Genomic DNA, 16,706 nt, shown 5'->3' with positions numbered 1-16,706 from the left:
GAGAGGCTTACTTGCTGCCCAGTGCGCTTTTCTTGGCGCTCTTCTGACGTGGCTTGGCACGCTTGATGGAACCGCCTTCGGTGACGCGCTCATTGCCTTTGATCATGACTTTCGTCACGCTCGGGCGCTTGGTGCCGCTGGCGCTGGCCTTGACGATGGTCACTTCGCGCATGCCTTTGCCGGCGCTGACCTTCTCCTTAACCACTTCTTTTTTCGGACGGTAAATTACCAGCAGTTTGCCAATATGTTGTACCGGGGCGGCGCCGAGATTGCCGCAAATCGTATCGTACATTCCGACGCGGGCTTCGCGGTCGTCGCCGAACACGCGGACTTTAATCAGGCCGTGCGAATCCAGGCCAAGGTCGATCTCTTTGAGGACAGCAGGTGTCAAGCCCGCTTCGCCAATGATGACGATAGGCTTCAGCGCGTGTGCTTCGGCGCGCAGTGCGCTGCGCTCTACGGGTGTAAGTTTTAGCATAATAATATTTAGTAATTCCCTTAAAAGCAGTATTCTACGCGAATGGCAAAGAAGAAATTAAACAAAAACTGGTTGCACGACCACATAAATGATCCTTATGTGAAGTTGGCGCAAAAAGAGGGCTACCGTGCCCGGGCAGCATACAAGCTCAAAGAAATCGATGAAGACGAGAAACTGATCAAACCTGGTCAGGTAATTGTCGACCTGGGCTGCACTCCTGGCAGCTGGGCCCAGTACACGCGGCGCAAGCTGGCCGGCAAGGACGGCGGCGGGGTCAATGGTACCCTGATTGGCCTGGACATGCTGGAAATGGAGCCGATTGCCGATTTCCACTTCATCCAGGGCGACTTCCGCGAAGCGCGCGTGCTGCGCCAGCTGGAAGTGGTATTGCAGGGCCGCAAGGTGGATCTGGTGCTGTCCGATATGGCGCCCAACCTGTCGGGCATCGCCACGGCGGACGCCGCGCGCATGGAACATCTGATCGACCTGGCCATCGAATTTTCGCAATTGCATTTGAAGCCGTCCGGCGTGCTGCTGGTGAAATGCTTTAAAGACATGGGTTTCAGCCAGATCGTGGAGAAATTCCGCGCCGAATTCAAGGTCGTGGTGCAGAAAAAGCCCAAGGCTAGCCGCGATAAATCGTCGGAAATCTTCCTGATGGGGCGTGGGATCAAGAATCCGCTGAAAAATGCCGTTGAAGAAGATGATTCCGCTCTTGATATTTAAGGCGTGATCCGCACATGGGAACGAGAAGTGCGGTAGTGGGCAGTGGTATAAAAGCCTAAATTGTTTATACTGCATTTTTTTGCGTGAACGCGATTTTTTTCGCGCGCACGGATCGGCGGGCTTTGGCACGGCCCGCTTATTGCGAGTAAAATCGTGTTTCTAGCTATAGGTAAAGAGATGCGCACTGCATCCAAGGAGTCTTCGTGAATAACATGTTTTCCAAATCTGCCATCTGGGTAGTCGTATTGCTGCTGTTGTTCATGCTGTTCAAGCAATTCGACAGTCATGGCGCCACAGGCGGCAGCAAGGCCATCGCTTATTCCGATTTGCTGGATGAAGTCAAAGCCAAGCGCGTCAAGGATGTCGTGATCGAAGGTTCGTCGATCACCGCCAAGCTGATGGACGACACCAAGGTGCGTACCACCGCCACCAGCCTCGACAAGGGCCTGATCGGCGACTTGCGCGACAATGGCGTGCATTTCGACGTGCGTCCGCCTGAGGAAGCGTCGTTCCTGCAACAAATTTTCGTTTCCTGGTTCCCCATGCTGCTGTTGATCGGCGTCTGGGTATTCTTCATGCGTCAGATGCAAGGCGGCGGCAAGGGCGGGGCATTCTCGTTCGGCAAGTCGAAGGCGCGCATGATGGATGAAGCCAGCAACACCGTCACCTTCGCCGACGTCGCCGGTTGCGACGAAGCGAAAGAAGAAGTCAACGAAGTGGTCGACTTCCTCAAGGATCCAAGCAAATTCCAGAAACTGGGCGGCCGCATTCCGCGCGGCGTGCTGATGGTCGGTCCTCCGGGCACGGGTAAAACCCTGCTGGCGCGCGCCATCGCCGGCGAAGCCAAGGTGCCGTTCTTCTCGATTTCCGGTTCCGACTTCGTGGAAATGTTCGTCGGCGTGGGCGCGTCCCGCGTGCGCGACATGTTTGAAAACGCCAAGAAACACTCGCCGTGCATCATCTTCATCGACGAGATCGACGCTGTCGGCCGTCACCGTGGCGCCGGCATGGGCGGCGGCAATGACGAGCGCGAACAGACCTTGAACCAGTTGCTGGTCGAGATGGACGGTTTTGAAGCGAACTCCGGCGTCATCGTCGTGGCCGCCACCAACCGTGCCGACGTGCTCGATAAAGCGCTGCTACGTCCAGGCCGTTTCGACCGCCAGGTCTCCGTCGGCTTGCCCGATATCCGCGGCCGCGAACAGATCTTGAACGTGCACATGCGTAAAGTGCCTATCGGCACCGACGTGAAAGCCGATATCCTGGCCCGCGGCACCCCCGGTTTCTCGGGCGCCGACCTGGCCAACCTGGTCAACGAGGCAGCCCTGTTTGCCGCCCGCCGCAGCAAGCGCCTGGTGGAAATGGCCGACTTCGAAGATGCGAAAGACAAGATCTACATGGGTCCAGAGCGTAAATCGATGATCATCCGCGAGGAAGAGCGTCGCAATACGGCTTACCATGAGTCCGGCCACGCAGTCGTCGCCAAATTGCTGCCGAAAGCCGATCCCGTGCATAAAGTGACGATCATGCCGCGCGGCTGGGCCCTGGGCCTGACGTGGCAGCTGCCGGAACACGACAACTTGTCCGCCTACAAGGACAAGATGCTGGAAGAAATTTCCATCCTGTTCGGCGGCCGTATCGCCGAAGAGATTTTCGTGGGACAGATGTCCACCGGTGCATCGAACGACTTCTCGCGCGCCACCAAGCTGGCCCGTTCCATGGTGACCCGCTTCGGCATGTCCGACAGCATGGGCGTGATGGTCTACGAAGACAGCGAAAACGAAGGTTTCTTCGGTGGCGCCACCAAGACGATCTCGGAAGCGACCCAGCAAAAGGTCGATGCTGAAATCCGCAACATTCTCGACAAACAATATGCGCTGTCGCGCAAGTTGTTGGAAGAGAACCGTGACAAGGTGGAAGTGATGACCAAGGCCTTGCTGGAATGGGAAACCATTGACGCAGAGCAAATCAATGACATCATGGCCGGCCTCGAGCCGCGTCCGCCAAAAGTCATTCCGCCACGCCGCAATGCGGGCGACAATGGCGCGGGCGGCATCTCGCCGAACGCGACGGCGCCAGCCTGATAGCTGCAGCCTCCTCATCGGTGGCATGCAATAAGAAGGGTAAGGAGCAATCCTTGCCCTTTTTCGTTGCCGCAGCAGTTTTTTCCTGATGATAAAAAAGAGTTACATGCGACACTATTTGCAATTCGGCCGTTTCGGCTTCAACCTGCAGGGCACGCAAGCGCTGGTGATGGGCATCCTGAACGTCACGCCCGACTCGTTTTCCGACGCGGGCCAGTATCAACACCTGGAATTCGCCCTGTCGCGCGCCGAGCAGATGATACTTGACGGTGCAGACATCATCGATATCGGCGGCGAATCGAGTCGTCCCGGCGCGCCGCCGCTGCCGCTGCAGGAGGAATTGCAGCGCGTCATGCCGGTGCTGTATGCCTTGCGCGACTGCGGCAAGCCGCTCTCCGTCGATACCTACAAGCCGGAAGTGATGCGCGAAGCCATCCTGGCCGGCGCCGACATGATCAACGATATCAACGGTTTTCGCGCGCCTGGCGCCATCGAAGCCGTGAAGGATAGCGATTGCGCGCTGTGCATCATGCACATGCAAAGCGTGCCGGAAACCATGCAAATCCAGCCGCAGTATGAGGACGTGGTGCGCGAAGTCATCGCCTTCCTGCACGAGCGCGTCGAGACGATGACGGCGGCCGGCATCGAACGCGAGCGCCTGTGCATCGATCCCGGCTTCGGTTTCGGCAAGACGGTGGAGCAGAATTATGCCTTGCTGCGCGCCACGCGCCAGTTGCGCAGCGAGCTGGGCTTGCCTGTGCTGGCTGGCCTGTCGCGCAAGTCGATGATAGGCGCCGTCACGGGCCGTGCCGTCGAGCAACGCCTGGCCGGCAGCCTCGCCGGGGCGCTTGCTGCGGTAGCGCAAGGCGCAGAAATTATCCGTGTGCATGATGTGGCTGAAACCACCGATGCACTGAAAGTGTGGCACATGGCCCAGTGAGCCTGTAAAATTTTATTATAAACAACAAGAAGAGAAATACTATGACGCGTAAATATTTTGGTACCGATGGCATCCGTGGCCTGGTAGGTGTTGCTCCGATCACGCCCGACTTTGTCATGCGCCTCGGTTACGCGGCCGGGACGGTGCTGGCCAAGTCGCAGGGCAGCAAGGTGCGTCCAACCGTGCTGATCGGCAAGGATACGCGTATTTCCGGCTACATGCTGGAAGCGGCGCTGGAGGCGGGCCTGTCGGCGGCCGGCGTGGATGTGATGCTGGCCGGTCCCATGCCGACCCCGGCGATTGCCTACCTGACGCGCGCGCTGCGCCTGGCGGCTGGCGTGGTCATTTCCGCTTCGCACAATCCGTATCAGGACAATGGCATCAAGTTCTTTTCCGGCCAGGGCACCAAGCTGCCCGACAGCGTGGAGCTGGAAATCGAAGCGGCGCTCGACGCCCCCATGGCTTGCGTGCCCTCGGACAAGCTGGGCCGCGCCAAGCGCCTCGACGACGCCCAGGGGCGCTACATCGAGTTTTGCAAGAGCACCTTCCCGAACGAACTGGACTTGCGCGGCTTGAAGATCGTCGTCGATTGCGCGCACGGTGCCGCCTACCATATCGCGCCGCACGTCTTCCATGAACTGGGTGCGGAAGTCATTTCCATCGGCAACAAGCCCGATGGCTTCAACATCAATGCGGGCTTTGGCGCCACGGCAACGAAAGCCATGACCGAAGCCGTCATCGAGCATGGCGCCGACCTGGGCATCGCGCTCGACGGCGACGCGGACCGCCTGATCATGTGCGACGCCACGGGCCGTTTGTATAACGGCGACGAGTTGTTGTATGTGATGGTCAAGGACCGCCTGGCGACGGGCCCCGTGGCTGGCGCCGTGGGTACGTTGATGACCAATATGGCGCTGGAAGTGCTGTTCAAGGAACAGGGCATCGGTTTTGCGCGCGCCAAGGTGGGCGACCGCTATGTGCTGGAAATCATGAAGGAAAAGGGTTGGCTGCTCGGCGGCGAAGGTTCGGGACATCTGCTGTGCCTGGACAAGCACACGACGGGCGACGGTATCGTATCTTCGCTGCAAGTGTTGTCCGCGCTCAAGCGCAGCGGCCAGAGCCTGCAGCAATGCCTGGCCGAACTGGTGCTGTTCCCGCAAACCCTGATCAACCTGCGCGTGGCCCCAGGCTTCGACTGGCAAAAGAACGCCGCCATGGTGGCCGAGAAGGAGCTGGTGGAAGCGGAGCTGGGCGACACGGGCCGCGTGCTGATCCGCGCTTCGGGCACGGAGCCGCTGATCCGCGTGATGGTGGAAGCCAAGGATGCGGCCAAGGCGGAGAGCATGGCGCGCCGCATCGCCGACAAGGTCGCCAGCTGAAAACGCCCGGGGCGGCGTTGCACGGCCTTGCCGTACTGGCGTACTGTCTTCGGCCGCGCGCCTCGCCCCGAACATTCTCGGCAAGCGTCCCAAGCGGGAGCGATAGTTATTTCCATCTAATTTGCCTATGGCAATTGACGAAATTGGGTAGGGGCGTTATTATCTTGTCTTCGGAGTGTGGCGCAGCCCGGTAGCGCACCTGGTTTGGGACCAGGGGGTCCAAGGTTCGAATCCTTGTACTCCGACCAAAGTCATAAGCGGGCTGTCAGAAATGACAGCCCGTTTTCTATTCCGCGCCGCTATTTCATTGCTGGCGCGCATGCATTAAAATACTGCACCTTTCCGCCCATCGTTCAACGGATAGGACAACGGTCTTCTAAACCGTGAATGGGGGTTCGATTCCCTCTGGGCGGACCAGTTCCATACTGGCCCTTTCTCTGCGCACCGGTTCATGGCTGCGCACACAATACCTCACTCAGTAAATACAGCAGCGGCAGCGCGCACAGCAGCGCGGAGCCCAGCGACAGCATTTTCCTGCTGGCCAGGCGCGCCAGGCGCAGCCGTTCGCGTATGGGCAAGTGCTGGCGGAGCGCGCCGCGTGCGCGTGGCTGGAATGGTGGTTCGTGCATGCTTGCTCCCCTGCGAGATGGTCGATGCCATCGAGCATAGCGAGCCTGGTCTAAACACGGTGTAAAGAGTCGCGTGCGTGCCGCAAACGGGGCGTAAACAACGGGCGCGGGCGGCGCGAAGGCGGCAGCCGGCGCGAGTGCGCCGTTGCCGCGTTGCGCATACTTATTGCCCCTGGCGACGGCGCGCCAGGAAGCCCAGCAGGCCCAGACCTGCCAGCAGCATGGCATAGGTTTCCGGTTCCGGAATGGCGGAAACGTAGGCGCGGTAATTGCTCAGGTCTTTCGGCAGGCCCGCTACCGTGAAGGTGGTGCCGGCGGCGACAGGGGCGGCCCAGTGGAACACCAGCTCGCCCTGGCCGAAATGGATGGCCAGGTAGTCGTAGGCGGCCGCGCTCGTATAGGAATTGACGCCGCCGCTCAGGCCCGCCGTGGTGCCGGCCGTGCAGCCCGATGTGGCATTGTCGCAATACGAAACGGCGGCGCCCAGGCTGGTGCCAAAGACGCCGTTGATATAGCCCTGGATATCGGACGGGCTTTGCGGCGTGAGATTGTCGTCATAGTATTTCACCATCAGCGCCGGCGACGGCGTGTAGGTGACGGTGCTGCCGCCGATGACGAAACCGCTGGCCGGTCCCACGTCCACCCATGTGGCAGCCTGTGCCGCGCCAGCCAGCGCCGTCACGGCGGCCAGCATGGATGCCCGGATGGCAATGCTCTTTATGCTTTTCATGAAAATCCCCTTTTTTTGTTGCAGTCATTTCACCGTCGCCAGGCGCGCTCCTTCCTGTCGAGGAGTTCATCCTGTCGCCCGGTTGCCCTGTGCGTGAGTACGCATATGCCAGCTTAGGCTTGATCTAAATTAATACAATTTAAATAATACTATTGGTCAAGTTGATAATATCGCGTGCGGCTATGTACGCCAGGATACGGAGGGCGCTGGGCCGGACGAGGCTGGCGTGACGGGGCGCCGCGGCGGGCGCGATGGCGTGCCGGGCGAAGGGGAGAGGAGGGATGGCGGGGGTTAATCGCTGCTGTTGCTGACGCCAAACAGGCGATCCTTGGCATTGAGCAGCTTCTGTACCTTGGCGCCCATTTTCATCAGTTGCGCCATCGATTCGGGCGACAGGCGCTGCAAGTCGTCGAACCAGGTGTTGGCCAGGTCGACCAGTTCATACATTTCGCGCATGCGTTCCTGCGCGTACTGGTCCACGGGTTCCGTGGCCGGCGCCAGCAGCGATTCGCGCAGCACCGTCAGGGTGGGCGCCACTTCGCGGCGGCGGCGCTCGGCGGCAACCACGCGGAAGATTTGCCACACGTCGCCCAGCGAGGAAAAATATTCGCGCCTGTCGCCGGGAATGCGCGACTGGCGGATCAGGCCCCAGCCCTGCAATTCCTTCAGGCCGATACTGACGTTCGAGCGCGAAAAACTCAGGTGTTCCGCGATTTCGTCCGCGTGCAAAGGATGCTCTGCGACAAACAACAAGGCGTACACTTGACCCACCGTGCGGTTAAAGCCCCAGCGGCTGCCCATCTCGCCAAAATGGCTGACGAAGGTCAGGATCAGCGGCGTCATGTGGATATTTTGAGTTTTCATAATTATCTGAATTTTTTCACGCCACACCCGCAGGGTCAATTGATATATGTCATGTTTCGCAGTATTATACAAAAAATCGAATTTACAGAAAATTCTGAAAACTCAAAAAGTATAGAGATGCCTATCACGCCACTGTCCTTGCCCCGCTTTATCCTTCCCCGTGTCGCCAGCCTGGTGCAAGGCGGCGCCGCCTTGCTGTGGTTGCCGCAATCGGCCTTGCTGGCCTGGGCCCTGCAAGCCATGCTCGACGGCGCCGGCTGGCGCGCCGCGCTGGCGCCGGCGGCCGGCGTGCTGCTGCTGGGCGTGTTGCGGGCCTGGGGCGAAGCGTGGGGCGCGCGGCGCATGTATGCGGCGGCGCGCGCACACCTGTCGGCCCTGCGCGCGCAGGTGGCGCTGGCGCTGGCGCGGCGCTCGCCGCTGGACCGCCAGCGGGCCCAGTCGGGCCAGGCGGCCAGCGTCATCGCCGAGCAGGCCGAAGCGATCGTGCCCTACCTGGTGCGCTACAAACCCGCGCGCTGGAAAGTGATGCTCGTGCCGCTCGTGATCCTGGCCGTGGTGGCGCCCCTGTCGTGGATCGCCGCGCTGATCCTCGTGATCGCCGCGCCACTGATTCCCGTCTTCATGGCCCTGGTGGGCATGGGCGCGCAGGCGGCCAGCCGCGCGCAGATGGTGGAAATGGGCGGCATGAACGCTTTCCTGCTGGACCGCCTGCGCGGCCTGGCCACCCTGCGCGCGCTCGATGCCGTCGACGCCACCGCCGAACGGCTGGAAGCATCGTCGCAATCCGTGCGCCGCCGCACGATGGTGGTACTGCGCATCGCCTTCCTGTCGTCCGCCGTGCTGGAACTGTTTTCCGCGCTGGGCGTGGCCATGGTGGCCGCCTTCATCGGTTTTTCGCTGCTGGGCAGCATCCATTTCGGCACCTGGGGCAGGGAGCTGAGCCTGGCGCAGGGCATGTTCATCCTCTTGCTGGCGCCCGCCTTTTTCGAGCCGCTGCGCGAACTGGCCGCCGTCTGGCACGACAAGGCGGCCGGCGAGGCGGGCCTGGCCGGCTTGCACGACCTGGCCGAGGGCGGCGTGCCCTTGCCCGGCGCCGACGTGGCGGTTGCCGCCGTTTCCGCCGCCGCCATGGCGGTGGCCGCGCCGCCCGCCGTGGACATCCATCAGCTGCGCTTTGCCCACCCGGGCGAAGCGCCCGTGTTCGCGCAGTTCGACTTGAGCGTGCGCGCCGGCGAGCACGTGGCCCTGCTGGGCGCCAGCGGCGCCGGCAAGACCACCTTGCTGTCGCTGCTGGCCGGCCTGCTGCCCGCCAGCGGCGGCGAGATCCGCATCGGCGGCGTGCGCCTGAACGACAGCACCGTCAATACCTTGCGCCAGCGCATGGCCTGGATGGGCCAGCGTCCGCACGTGTTTGCCGCGTCCGTCAGCCAGAATGTCACGCTGGGCCGCACCGATGCCAGCGCCGTTGCGACGCAGGCAAAAGTGACGCAGGCGCTGCACCTGGCCGACCTGGCCGCCGTGGCGCAGGCGCAGCCGGCCGTCATGCTCAGCGATGGCGGCCAGGGCCTGTCGGGTGGCGAAGCCGTGCGCCTGGCGCTGGCCCGCGTGGCCCTGCATCCGCATGCGGACTTGCTGCTCGTCGATGAACCGACGGCGCACCTGGACAGCGAAACGGCGGCGCGCGTCACGGATGCCTTGCTGCTCCTGGCCAGGGGCAAGACCCTGATCGTCGCCACGCATGACCCCGTGCTGGCCAGCCGGCTGCAGCGCACGGTGCGCGTCGATGCGCCGGCCCGCTCCCTGGCGCAGAAGGCAGAGGCGCGCGCATGACAACTTCCCGCATATGGCATCCCGTCCTGCGGCAATTGCTGCTGGCCCAGCCCGGCAAGCTGATCGGGGGCGCCTTGCTGGCGGCCCTGACGGTGGTGGCCGGCATGGCGTTGCTGGGCTTGTCCGGCTGGTTCATCACGGCCACCTCGGTCGCCGGCCTGCATGCCTCGACGGCCATCGTGTTCGATGTGTTCGGCCCGTCGGCCGGCATCCGCCTGCTGGCCATCGGCCGCACGGGTTCGCGCTATGCGGAGCGTCTCGTCACGCATGACGCCACGTTCGCCGCGCTGGCCAGCATCCGGGTGCAGCTGTTTCGCGGCTGGTCGCGTCCCGAGGCGGCCAGCCGTTTGCTGCGCCAGCCCGCCAAGCTGCTGTTCCGCCTGACGGCCGATATCGACGCGCTCGAGTCGCTGTACCTGCGCCTGCTGGTACCCGCTTTCTCCGCCCTGTGCGCGGCCTTGCTGGCCGGCGTGGCGCTGGGCGTGATGCAGTGGCAACTGGGCCTCGGCCTGGCCGCCTGGCTGCTGGCCGCCGGCGGCGGCATCGGCTGGCGCGTCGTGCGCGGCGCGCGCCGTCCCGCCATCGTGCGTTCGCGCGCCATCGAAAGGCTGCGTTCGGGCGCCATCGACCTGGTGGCGGGGCAGACGGACCTGGTGATGGCCGGCCGTATCGACGCCCAGTGCCAGGCGCTGGCGCAGATCGACCGGTCGCTGGCGCAAGCCGACGTGGCCTTGCTGAAGCTGGACACGGCGGCCGGCGCCGCCTACGGCGTGGCAGGCAGCCTGACCCTGGCCGGCATGCTGCTGGCCGTGGCCGCGCTGGTGGAGCAGCAGGCGCTGAGCATGCCGGCCGCGGCGCTGGCCCTGCTGGTCGCGCTGACGGCCGTCGAGCCATTTGCCGGCCTGCGCCGCGGCGCGCTGGAAGCGGGGCGCATGCTGCTGGCCATGCGCCGCCTGGCGCCGCGCCTCGGTCATCACGATGTGGCGGCGGCGCCTGTTGGCACGGCGCCGGGCTTGCGCCTGGAACACGTCAGCGCCGCGCATGCGGGCAGCAATGTTGCCATCTTGCATGACGTATCGCTGCATATCGCGGACGGCGAACGCGTGGCCTTGATCGGCCCCAGCGGCGCCGGCAAGTCCACCTTGCTGGCCATCGCCGCGCGCGAACTGGCGCCGCTGTCGGGCAAGGTGCATGCGCCGCGCGCCTGCCTGTTTACCCAGAAGACGGAACTGTTCCAGGACAGCCTGCGCGACAACCTGCGCCTGGCCGATCCGTCCGCCAGCGACGCGCGCCTGTGGGAAGCGCTGCAGGCGGCCGGCCTGGAGGACGAGGTGCGCGCGTTTGCGGGCGGCCTCGACACCATGCTGGGGGAAGGGGGACTGGGCTTGTCCGGCGGCCAGGCGCGCCGGCTGGCCCTGGCGCGGCTGTTCCTGCACGAGTCGACCTTGTGGCTGCTGGACGAGGCCACCGAGGCCCTGAATGCGCAGACGGCGGGCGACGTCCTGCAGCGCCTGCGCGCGCGCTGCGAAGGGCGCAGCTTGCTGATCGCAACCCACTTGCGGCGCGAAGCGGCGCTGGCCGACCGTCTGATCCGCATCCGCGACGGGCGCATCGTCGAGCAGCTGCAGCGGGGCACGGACGGTTTCGCGGCGGCGCTGGCCGGCTTGCGCGGAGATTGATGCAGATGCCGGACGTAGCGGCTGACTTCATTACAACAAGCATGCCAATCGAAACAGCATCATGTTGATACCAAGTTTACAATTACAGTAGGGAAACACCAAGGAAATCATATGGACTTCGATATTGTCGCTTTATCCAGACTGCAGTTCGCGCTGACAGCCCTGTACCACTTTATATTCGTTCCGCTGACGCTCGGCCTGTCAGTCATCCTCGCCATCATGGAGACCGTGTACGTGATGACGAACCGCCCCATCTGGCGCGACATGACCAAGTTCTGGGGTGTCTTGTTCGGCATCAACTTCGCCATGGGCGTGGCCACCGGCATCGTCATGGAATTTCAGTTCGGCATGAACTGGAGCTATTACAGCCATTATGTGGGCGATATCTTCGGCGCGCCGCTGGCCATCGAAGGGTTGATGGCCTTCTTCCTGGAGGCGACCTTCGTCGGCCTGTTCTTCTTCGGCTGGGACAAGCTGTCGAAGCGGGGACACCTGATCACCACCTGGCTGGTGGCCATCGGCTCGAATTTCTCGGCCCTGTGGATTCTGATCGCCAACGGCTGGATGCAAAATCCCGTCGGCGCCGCCTTCAATCCGCAAACCATGCGCATGGAAGTGAGCGACTTCGGCGCCGTGCTGACCAACCCCGTGGCGCAGGCAAAATTCGTGCACACGGTGTCGGCCGGCTATACGGCAGCGTCGATCTTCGTGCTGGGTATTTCTGCCTGGTATCTGCTGAAGGGCCGCCACGTGCAGCTGGCCAAGCGCTCGATGACGGTGGCCGCCTCGTTCGGCCTGGCCGCCTCGCTGTCGGTGGTGGTGCTCGGTGACGAAAGCGGCTACCTGTCGTCCGAACACCAGAAGATGAAGCTGGCCGCCATCGAAGCCATGTGGACCACGGAGCCGGCGCCCGCCGCCTTCACGGCCATCGGCTTCCCCGACCAGGAAGCGCGCGAGACGCACTACGCCGTGCACATCCCGATGGTCATGGGCTTGATCGGCACGCGTTCGCTGACGACGGAAATCCCCGGCATCGAGCAGCTGGTCGACCGCGGCGAACTGCTGATACGCGACGGCATCAAGGCGTATGACGCGCTGCAAACCATCCGTGGCGTGGCCCCGGGCGGCCCGGTGCCGCAAGAGGCGAAGGACATGTTCGAGTCGAAAGGCCAGTCCATGGGCTATGCCTTGCTGCTGAAGCGTTACGTGGACGATCCGCGCCAGGCGACGGACGCGCAGATCCGCAAGGCCGCGCTCGACACCGTGCCGCCCGTGGCGCCCCTGTTCTGGTCCTTCCGCGTGATGGTGGGCCTGGGCATGTTCTTTATCTTGTTGACTGGCACTTTCTTCGTGCTGTCGACGCGCCGCACGCTAGACAAGCACCGCTGGCTGCTGAAAGTGGCCGTGTTCGCCATCCCGCTGCCGTGGGTGGCCATTGAGGCTGGCTGGATCGTGGCCGAAGTGGGCCGCCAGCCGTGGGTCATCGAAGGCGTGCTGCCGACGGCCGTGGCGGTCTCCAACCTGGGTGCGACGACCTTGCTGATCACGATCGCCGGCTTTGCCGCCATCTACACCGTGCTGTTGATTATCGAAATGAAGCTGTTGCTCAAGGCCATACGCAAGGGGCCGGAAGAGCATGCGCCGGCCCCCGCGCCAGCTGCCGCAGCCACTCGTACTCAACGCGCCTAAGGAGGGCCAGACCATGATTTTGCATGAAATGATTTCGTATGAAACACTGCGCCTGATCTGGTGGCTGCTGATCGGCGTGCTGCTGGTGGGCTTTGCCATCACGGACGGCTTCGACCTCGGCACGGGCATCCTGCTGCCGTTCGTCGGCAAGACGGACCTCGAACGCCGCGTCGTCATCAATAGCATCGGGCCCGTATGGGAAGGCAACCAGGTATGGCTGATCCTCGGCGGCGGCGCCATCTTTGCCGCCTGGCCGCAGCTGTACGCCGTCTCGTTCTCGGGCTTTTACCTGGCCATGTTCGTCATCCTCGTGGCGCTGATCGTGCGCCCCGTGGCCTTCAAGTTCCGCAGCAAGCGCGAAGATCCGCGCTGGCGCGCGCGCTGGGACGCGGCCCTGTTCGTCGGCGGTTTCGTGCCGGCCCTGATCTGCGGCGTGGCCATCGGCAACGTGCTGCAAGGCGTGCCGTTCCGCTTCTCGCCGGACATGCACATCTTCTATGACGGTAGCTTCTTTGCCTTGCTCAACCCATTCGCGCTGCTGTGCGGCCTGGTGTCGGTCGCCATGCTGGTGCTGCATGGCGCGACCTGGTTGCAGGTGAAAACCGATGGCGCCGTGGCCGAGCGCGCGCGCCGCTACGGCAGTGTGGCGGCCATTGCCACCGTGGCGCTGTATGCGCTGGCCGGCGTGGCCCTGTGGCTGTGGGTCGATGGCTACCGCATCACCAGCGCCATCGTTGTCGACGGACCGTCGAATCCGCTGCTGAAAACGGCGGAAGTGCACGTCGGCGCCTGGTTCCACAATTTCGCGGCCCATCCGTGGATCTGGATCGCGCCTGCGCTGGGCTTGCTGGGCCCCTTGCTGGCCTTCGCCTTCCTGCGCGCGCGCCGCGAAGTGCCCGCCCTGCTGGCCAGCGCGGCCGGCATCGCCGGCATCATCCTCGGCGTGGGTGCGGCCATGTTCCCGTTCATCCTGCCTTCGTCGATCGACCCGCGCGCCAGCCTGACGGTGTGGGATTCCTCGTCCAGCCACCTGACCCTGTTCATCATGCTGGTCGTCACGGCCATCTTCATTCCCCTGATCGTGGCATACACGACCTGGGTATATAAAGTGCTGTGGGGCAAGGTCGACGGCAAGGCCATCGAAGACGACAGCGGTCACGCCTACTAAGAATTAACGAAAGGAAATAATTATGTGGTATTTCGCCTGGATACTGGGCCTGCCTCTGGCGGCGACCTTCGCCGTGCTCAATGCGATGTGGTATGAAATAGCCGACGGCGACACGACGCCGGAGCAGTACCGCGACACGTCCGACTAATCGCCTTCGCGATTGACGAGCCCCGCCCGGCGCGATGCCTAGACCATCGCCGCCCGGCGGGGCTTTTTGCTTCGATGCCGGATTCCTCCAGCAACAAAAAAGCCACCGCAACGGTGGCTGGTGTGGTGCTGGAAGGACTGGCCGTCAGGCCGGCGCCTTGTTCGATGGTTTCGGCACGGCAATGGCGATCGGGTCGCTGGCCGGAAAGCTTTCTTTCAGTGCTTCATCGAGCGCTTCCTCGGCATGGCTTTCGCGGGCCGGCGTGGGCGAATCGCGTTCCGGTGGCGGGGTGGGCGTGGTGGCGGCGTTGGTACTGGATTGCATGATCTTCCCCTCGCTATGGTGCGCCATGCGGCCGGGCTGGCACAGGCGCGTGCAGAAATGTGCAGCTGCATCCAGCCTAGCACATCGCATGAAAAAGGCGCGCCCGATGCGCTGGCTTTGGCTGCCATGGCGGCGTCTGCTACACTGCGCTCCACTTTGATCGATGGAACCGCCATGACCACCATATCCCTGCCATACCGCGCCACCGCTGCCGAAGCCTGCGCCTGGCTGGCGCAACAGACGGGCACGCCTTGGACCCTGGCACGCCTGCTCGAGCAGGGCGGCTTGCCCTATGTCTGGCTCGATTACAGCGATGCGTGGGCGCAGCTGTTCCATGACGGCGTCACGCGCTATGCGGCGCCCGTCGTCTTCATCGAGGACAAGCGGCACCTGGCGTCGGGCGCCGACGACGTGCGGCTGCGCCTGACGCGCGACTCCGGCAATATCGCCATCGAATTGCCGGCGCCGGGCATGCGCGTGTCCAACGCCGGCTTGCACTTCCAGGAGCGCGATCTGTTGCGTCTGGTCAAGGAACTGCTGCAGCCGCCGCCGGCCGAGTCCGAAACGGACAAGGCGCCGTTTGTCTTGCCCAGCGCCTTGAAGGGCCTGGACCGCGAACAGATTCTGATTGCCTTTGCCGGCGTGGGAAAAGTGAATCTGGAGCAGGGGCTCGCCAGTGGCGTCGGCATCTTTGGCGACGATGGCGCGCGCGTGCGCAAGAATTCGCGCGGCGGCAAGAACAGCCATGTATGGCATCCCGTCACCCTGGCGTTCGGCCTGCACGACGTGCACCGCGTGCCGATGGCGCACCTGAAGAAGGCGTTCGCCACGCAGCCCCTGCTGCGCGAGTGGAAGGCCGACTGGCTGGAATCGTTGCGCCTGCTGGGCGAATAAGGGGCCGGACGCGGCCTTACAGCTCGATGGGGGCGACTTCCGTGCCGATATCGGGCGCCGCATAATGCATGCTGCAGTACACGAAGGCCGCGATATTGATGGCGACGCTGAGCCAGAACAGCACGCGGAACGCGCGCTTGCCGGACTTGTGGCGCAGCCATTGCTGCGCCAGCACGGCGCCCGGCCAGCCGCAGCATAATCCCAGCAGCAGCAAGGTGCGCTCCGACGTGCGCCAGCGTCCTTCCCTGGCGGCGGCCTTGTCGAGCGCATAGGCGATGAAGCAGCACAGGCTCAGCACGCCATACACGAGGGCGACGAGGACGGGGATGTGGAAAAAGAAAGTGGCCAGTAAATACAGGATGGCAAACAGCAGGATGGCTAGATAAGGCATGGTGGGGGTAGGGTTGCTGGAGCGGATGGCGTGGTCATCCATCCGTGATAAAAAACAGGCGCCCTAAAACAGGCAGCCTTGCGCCGCATCAATCTGCACGGCGCGGCGGCGGGCGTGGCCCGTCTTCAATGCTTCGCGGTCGCTCGACAGCGATATGCCTTCCAGCGCCAACAAGGTTTCCTTGGCATGCAAGCCGCCCGCAAAGCCCGTCAATTCTCCCGTAGCGCCGATGACCCGGTGGCAGGGAGCGATGATGGAGATGGGGTTCTTGCCGTTGGCGGCGCCCACGGCGCGCACGGCGGCGGGGCGGCCGATCTGGCGCGCGATCTCGCCATAGCTGCGCGTCTGGCCATATGGAATCGTCAGCAGCGCCTGCCACACTTCCTGCTGGAAGGCGGTGCCGGCAAAATCGAGCGGCACGTCGAACTGCTGGCGCGTGCCGGCGAAATATTCGCCCAGCTGGCGCGCCGTTTCCTGCAGTACGGCACAGTTGTCGTCGACGCGCATGTCGCCCAGGCGCACGCGGTTCGGCTTGTCGTTTTCCCACAAAATGGCGGCCAGGTCCGCGCCGCGCGCCACCAGGGTCAGCTCGCCCACGGGCGAGGGTATCACCTTACATACGGTTTCCATTGTCGTTCCTTGTCCATGCCGCCGCGGCGCAGGCCGTGGTCAATGAGATGAGCGCCAGTGTAGCAGGATGGCGGCATGCTGCATATCGCGTGTAGGATAGCGTTTTTTGCACGGAAAGCTGGC

17 protein-coding genes and 2 tRNA genes are annotated in these 16,706 nt (G+C 63.3%); 12 read left to right on the top strand and 7 right to left on the bottom strand.

Going from position 1 to position 16,706, the window contains the following annotated elements; genetic code table 11:
* Positions 1-7 precede the first annotated feature (7 nt).
* Complete coding sequence (locus tag O0880_RS22145) at positions 8-478, bottom strand: YhbY family RNA-binding protein (RefSeq protein ID WP_010397237.1); 471 nt, start codon at positions 476-478, stop codon at positions 8-10.
* A gap of 42 nt (positions 479-520) precedes the next feature.
* Between O0880_RS22145 and O0880_RS22140 the strand changes: the two genes are divergently transcribed.
* From O0880_RS22140 to O0880_RS22115, 6 genes are all read left to right on the top strand, one after another.
* Positions 521-1,204, top strand: coding sequence for an RlmE family RNA methyltransferase (locus tag O0880_RS22140; RefSeq protein ID WP_034757436.1), 684 nt, complete (start codon positions 521-523; stop codon positions 1,202-1,204).
* A 203-nt stretch (positions 1,205-1,407) separates the two neighbouring features.
* Positions 1,408-3,288: an ATP-dependent zinc metalloprotease FtsH gene (ftsH, locus tag O0880_RS22135; protein WP_071324214.1), complete on the top strand. Its 1,881-nt coding sequence runs from the start codon at positions 1,408-1,410 to the stop codon at positions 3,286-3,288.
* Positions 3,289-3,394: 106 nt separating this feature from the next.
* Complete coding sequence (folP, locus tag O0880_RS22130) at positions 3,395-4,228, top strand: dihydropteroate synthase (protein WP_289888799.1); 834 nt, start codon at positions 3,395-3,397, stop codon at positions 4,226-4,228.
* A 41-nt stretch (positions 4,229-4,269) separates the two neighbouring features.
* Entirely contained in the window at positions 4,270-5,607 is a 1,338-nt protein-coding gene (glmM, locus tag O0880_RS22125; protein ID WP_071324212.1) for a phosphoglucosamine mutase, read from the top strand.
* A gap of 171 nt (positions 5,608-5,778) precedes the next feature.
* A tRNA-Pro gene (locus O0880_RS22120) sits at positions 5,779-5,855 on the top strand.
* Between the two features lie 94 nt (positions 5,856-5,949).
* Positions 5,950-6,024, top strand: a tRNA-Arg gene (locus tag O0880_RS22115).
* 32 nt (positions 6,025-6,056) lie between these two features.
* Here the strand turns inward: O0880_RS22115 and O0880_RS22110 are convergent.
* The 3 genes from O0880_RS22110 to O0880_RS22100 all read right to left on the bottom strand — a co-directional run bounded on the left by O0880_RS22110 (position 6,057) and on the right by O0880_RS22100 (position 7,830).
* Positions 6,057-6,236: a hypothetical protein gene (locus tag O0880_RS22110; protein WP_289888798.1), complete on the bottom strand. Its 180-nt coding sequence runs from the start codon at positions 6,234-6,236 to the stop codon at positions 6,057-6,059.
* A gap of 163 nt (positions 6,237-6,399) precedes the next feature.
* Positions 6,400-6,966, bottom strand: coding sequence for a PEP-CTERM sorting domain-containing protein (locus O0880_RS22105; protein WP_232250917.1), 567 nt, complete (start codon positions 6,964-6,966; stop codon positions 6,400-6,402).
* Between the two features lie 291 nt (positions 6,967-7,257).
* Positions 7,258-7,830 carry a GbsR/MarR family transcriptional regulator gene (locus O0880_RS22100; protein WP_232250916.1) on the bottom strand — a complete coding sequence of 191 codons (573 nt, stop codon included), beginning with the start codon at positions 7,828-7,830 and terminating at the stop codon, positions 7,258-7,260.
* Positions 7,831-7,947: 117 nt separating this feature from the next.
* Between O0880_RS22100 and cydD the strand changes: the two genes are divergently transcribed.
* The 5 genes from cydD (at position 7,948) to cydX (ending at position 14,344) form a co-directional block, all read left to right on the top strand.
* The gene (gene cydD, locus O0880_RS22095) at positions 7,948-9,660 is read left to right on the top strand and encodes a thiol reductant ABC exporter subunit CydD (RefSeq protein ID WP_289888797.1); all 1,713 of its coding nucleotides are present in this window, start codon (positions 7,948-7,950) and stop codon (positions 9,658-9,660) included.
* Positions 9,657-11,339, top strand: coding sequence for an ATP-binding cassette domain-containing protein (locus tag O0880_RS22090; RefSeq protein WP_289888796.1), 1,683 nt, complete (start codon positions 9,657-9,659; stop codon positions 11,337-11,339). Before cydD ends, O0880_RS22090 begins: the two co-directional genes overlap by 4 nt.
* Positions 11,340-11,450: 111 nt before the next feature.
* Positions 11,451-13,028 (top strand): cytochrome ubiquinol oxidase subunit I, encoded by a 1,578-nt coding sequence (locus O0880_RS22085; RefSeq protein WP_289888794.1) that lies wholly within the window; start codon positions 11,451-11,453, stop codon positions 13,026-13,028.
* Between the two features lie 13 nt (positions 13,029-13,041).
* The gene (cydB, locus tag O0880_RS22080; RefSeq protein ID WP_289888793.1) at positions 13,042-14,196 is read left to right on the top strand and encodes a cytochrome d ubiquinol oxidase subunit II; all 1,155 of its coding nucleotides are present in this window, start codon (positions 13,042-13,044) and stop codon (positions 14,194-14,196) included.
* Positions 14,197-14,218: 22 nt separating this feature from the next.
* The gene (cydX, locus tag O0880_RS22075) at positions 14,219-14,344 is read left to right on the top strand and encodes a cytochrome bd-I oxidase subunit CydX (protein WP_071324206.1); all 126 of its coding nucleotides are present in this window, start codon (positions 14,219-14,221) and stop codon (positions 14,342-14,344) included.
* Between the two features lie 144 nt (positions 14,345-14,488).
* Here cydX and O0880_RS22070 read toward each other — a convergent pair whose 3' ends face one another.
* Positions 14,489-14,668, bottom strand: coding sequence for a hypothetical protein (locus O0880_RS22070; RefSeq protein ID WP_289888792.1), 180 nt, complete (start codon positions 14,666-14,668; stop codon positions 14,489-14,491).
* A 174-nt stretch (positions 14,669-14,842) separates the two neighbouring features.
* Between O0880_RS22070 and O0880_RS22065 the strand changes: the two genes are divergently transcribed.
* Entirely contained in the window at positions 14,843-15,562 is a 720-nt protein-coding gene (locus O0880_RS22065) for a hypothetical protein (protein ID WP_289888791.1), read from the top strand.
* 16 nt (positions 15,563-15,578) lie between these two features.
* On the opposite strand, the gene O0880_RS22060 is transcribed toward O0880_RS22065, so the two are convergent.
* Together O0880_RS22060 and O0880_RS22055 are read right to left on the bottom strand one after the other, a co-directional pair.
* A complete protein-coding gene (locus tag O0880_RS22060) occupies positions 15,579-15,953 on the bottom strand; it encodes a DUF1294 domain-containing protein (protein WP_071326541.1) in 375 nt (124 codons plus the stop codon).
* A 63-nt stretch (positions 15,954-16,016) separates the two neighbouring features.
* Positions 16,017-16,583, bottom strand: coding sequence for a methylated-DNA--[protein]-cysteine S-methyltransferase (locus O0880_RS22055; protein ID WP_289888790.1), 567 nt, complete (start codon positions 16,581-16,583; stop codon positions 16,017-16,019).
* Positions 16,584-16,706 lie beyond the last annotated feature (123 nt).

It is taken from the genome of Janthinobacterium sp. SUN118 (assembly GCF_030397695.1).
Taxonomy (GTDB): domain Bacteria; phylum Pseudomonadota; class Gammaproteobacteria; order Burkholderiales; family Burkholderiaceae_D; genus Janthinobacterium.
This window is presented reverse-complemented; position numbering and strand designations above follow the sequence as displayed.

Coding starts and splice junctions, on each gene's coding strand:
- folP (WP_289888799.1), top strand. CDS start 3,395: ATGCGACACTATTTGCAATTCGGCCGTTTCGGCTTCAACCTGCAGGGC.
- O0880_RS22085 (WP_289888794.1), top strand. CDS start 11,451: ATGGACTTCGATATTGTCGCTTTATCCAGACTGCAGTTCGCGCTGACA.
- cydB (WP_289888793.1), top strand. CDS start 13,042: ATGATTTTGCATGAAATGATTTCGTATGAAACACTGCGCCTGATCTGG.
- O0880_RS22145 (WP_010397237.1), bottom strand. CDS start 478: ATGCTAAAACTTACACCCGTAGAGCGCAGCGCACTGCGCGCCGAAGCA.
- O0880_RS22105 (WP_232250917.1), bottom strand. CDS start 6,966: ATGAAAAGCATAAAGAGCATTGCCATCCGGGCATCCATGCTGGCCGCC.
- O0880_RS22060 (WP_071326541.1), bottom strand. CDS start 15,953: ATGCCTTATCTAGCCATCCTGCTGTTTGCCATCCTGTATTTACTGGCC.
- glmM (WP_071324212.1), top strand. CDS start 4,270: ATGACGCGTAAATATTTTGGTACCGATGGCATCCGTGGCCTGGTAGGT.
- O0880_RS22140 (WP_034757436.1), top strand. CDS start 521: ATGGCAAAGAAGAAATTAAACAAAAACTGGTTGCACGACCACATAAAT.
- cydX (WP_071324206.1), top strand. CDS start 14,219: ATGTGGTATTTCGCCTGGATACTGGGCCTGCCTCTGGCGGCGACCTTC.
- O0880_RS22055 (WP_289888790.1), bottom strand. CDS start 16,583: ATGGAAACCGTATGTAAGGTGATACCCTCGCCCGTGGGCGAGCTGACC.
- O0880_RS22110 (WP_289888798.1), bottom strand. CDS start 6,236: ATGCACGAACCACCATTCCAGCCACGCGCACGCGGCGCGCTCCGCCAG.
- O0880_RS22070 (WP_289888792.1), bottom strand. CDS start 14,668: ATGCAATCCAGTACCAACGCCGCCACCACGCCCACCCCGCCACCGGAA.
- O0880_RS22090 (WP_289888796.1), top strand. CDS start 9,657: ATGACAACTTCCCGCATATGGCATCCCGTCCTGCGGCAATTGCTGCTG.
- O0880_RS22100 (WP_232250916.1), bottom strand. CDS start 7,830: ATGAAAACTCAAAATATCCACATGACGCCGCTGATCCTGACCTTCGTC.
- O0880_RS22065 (WP_289888791.1), top strand. CDS start 14,843: ATGACCACCATATCCCTGCCATACCGCGCCACCGCTGCCGAAGCCTGC.
- cydD (WP_289888797.1), top strand. CDS start 7,948: ATGCCTATCACGCCACTGTCCTTGCCCCGCTTTATCCTTCCCCGTGTC.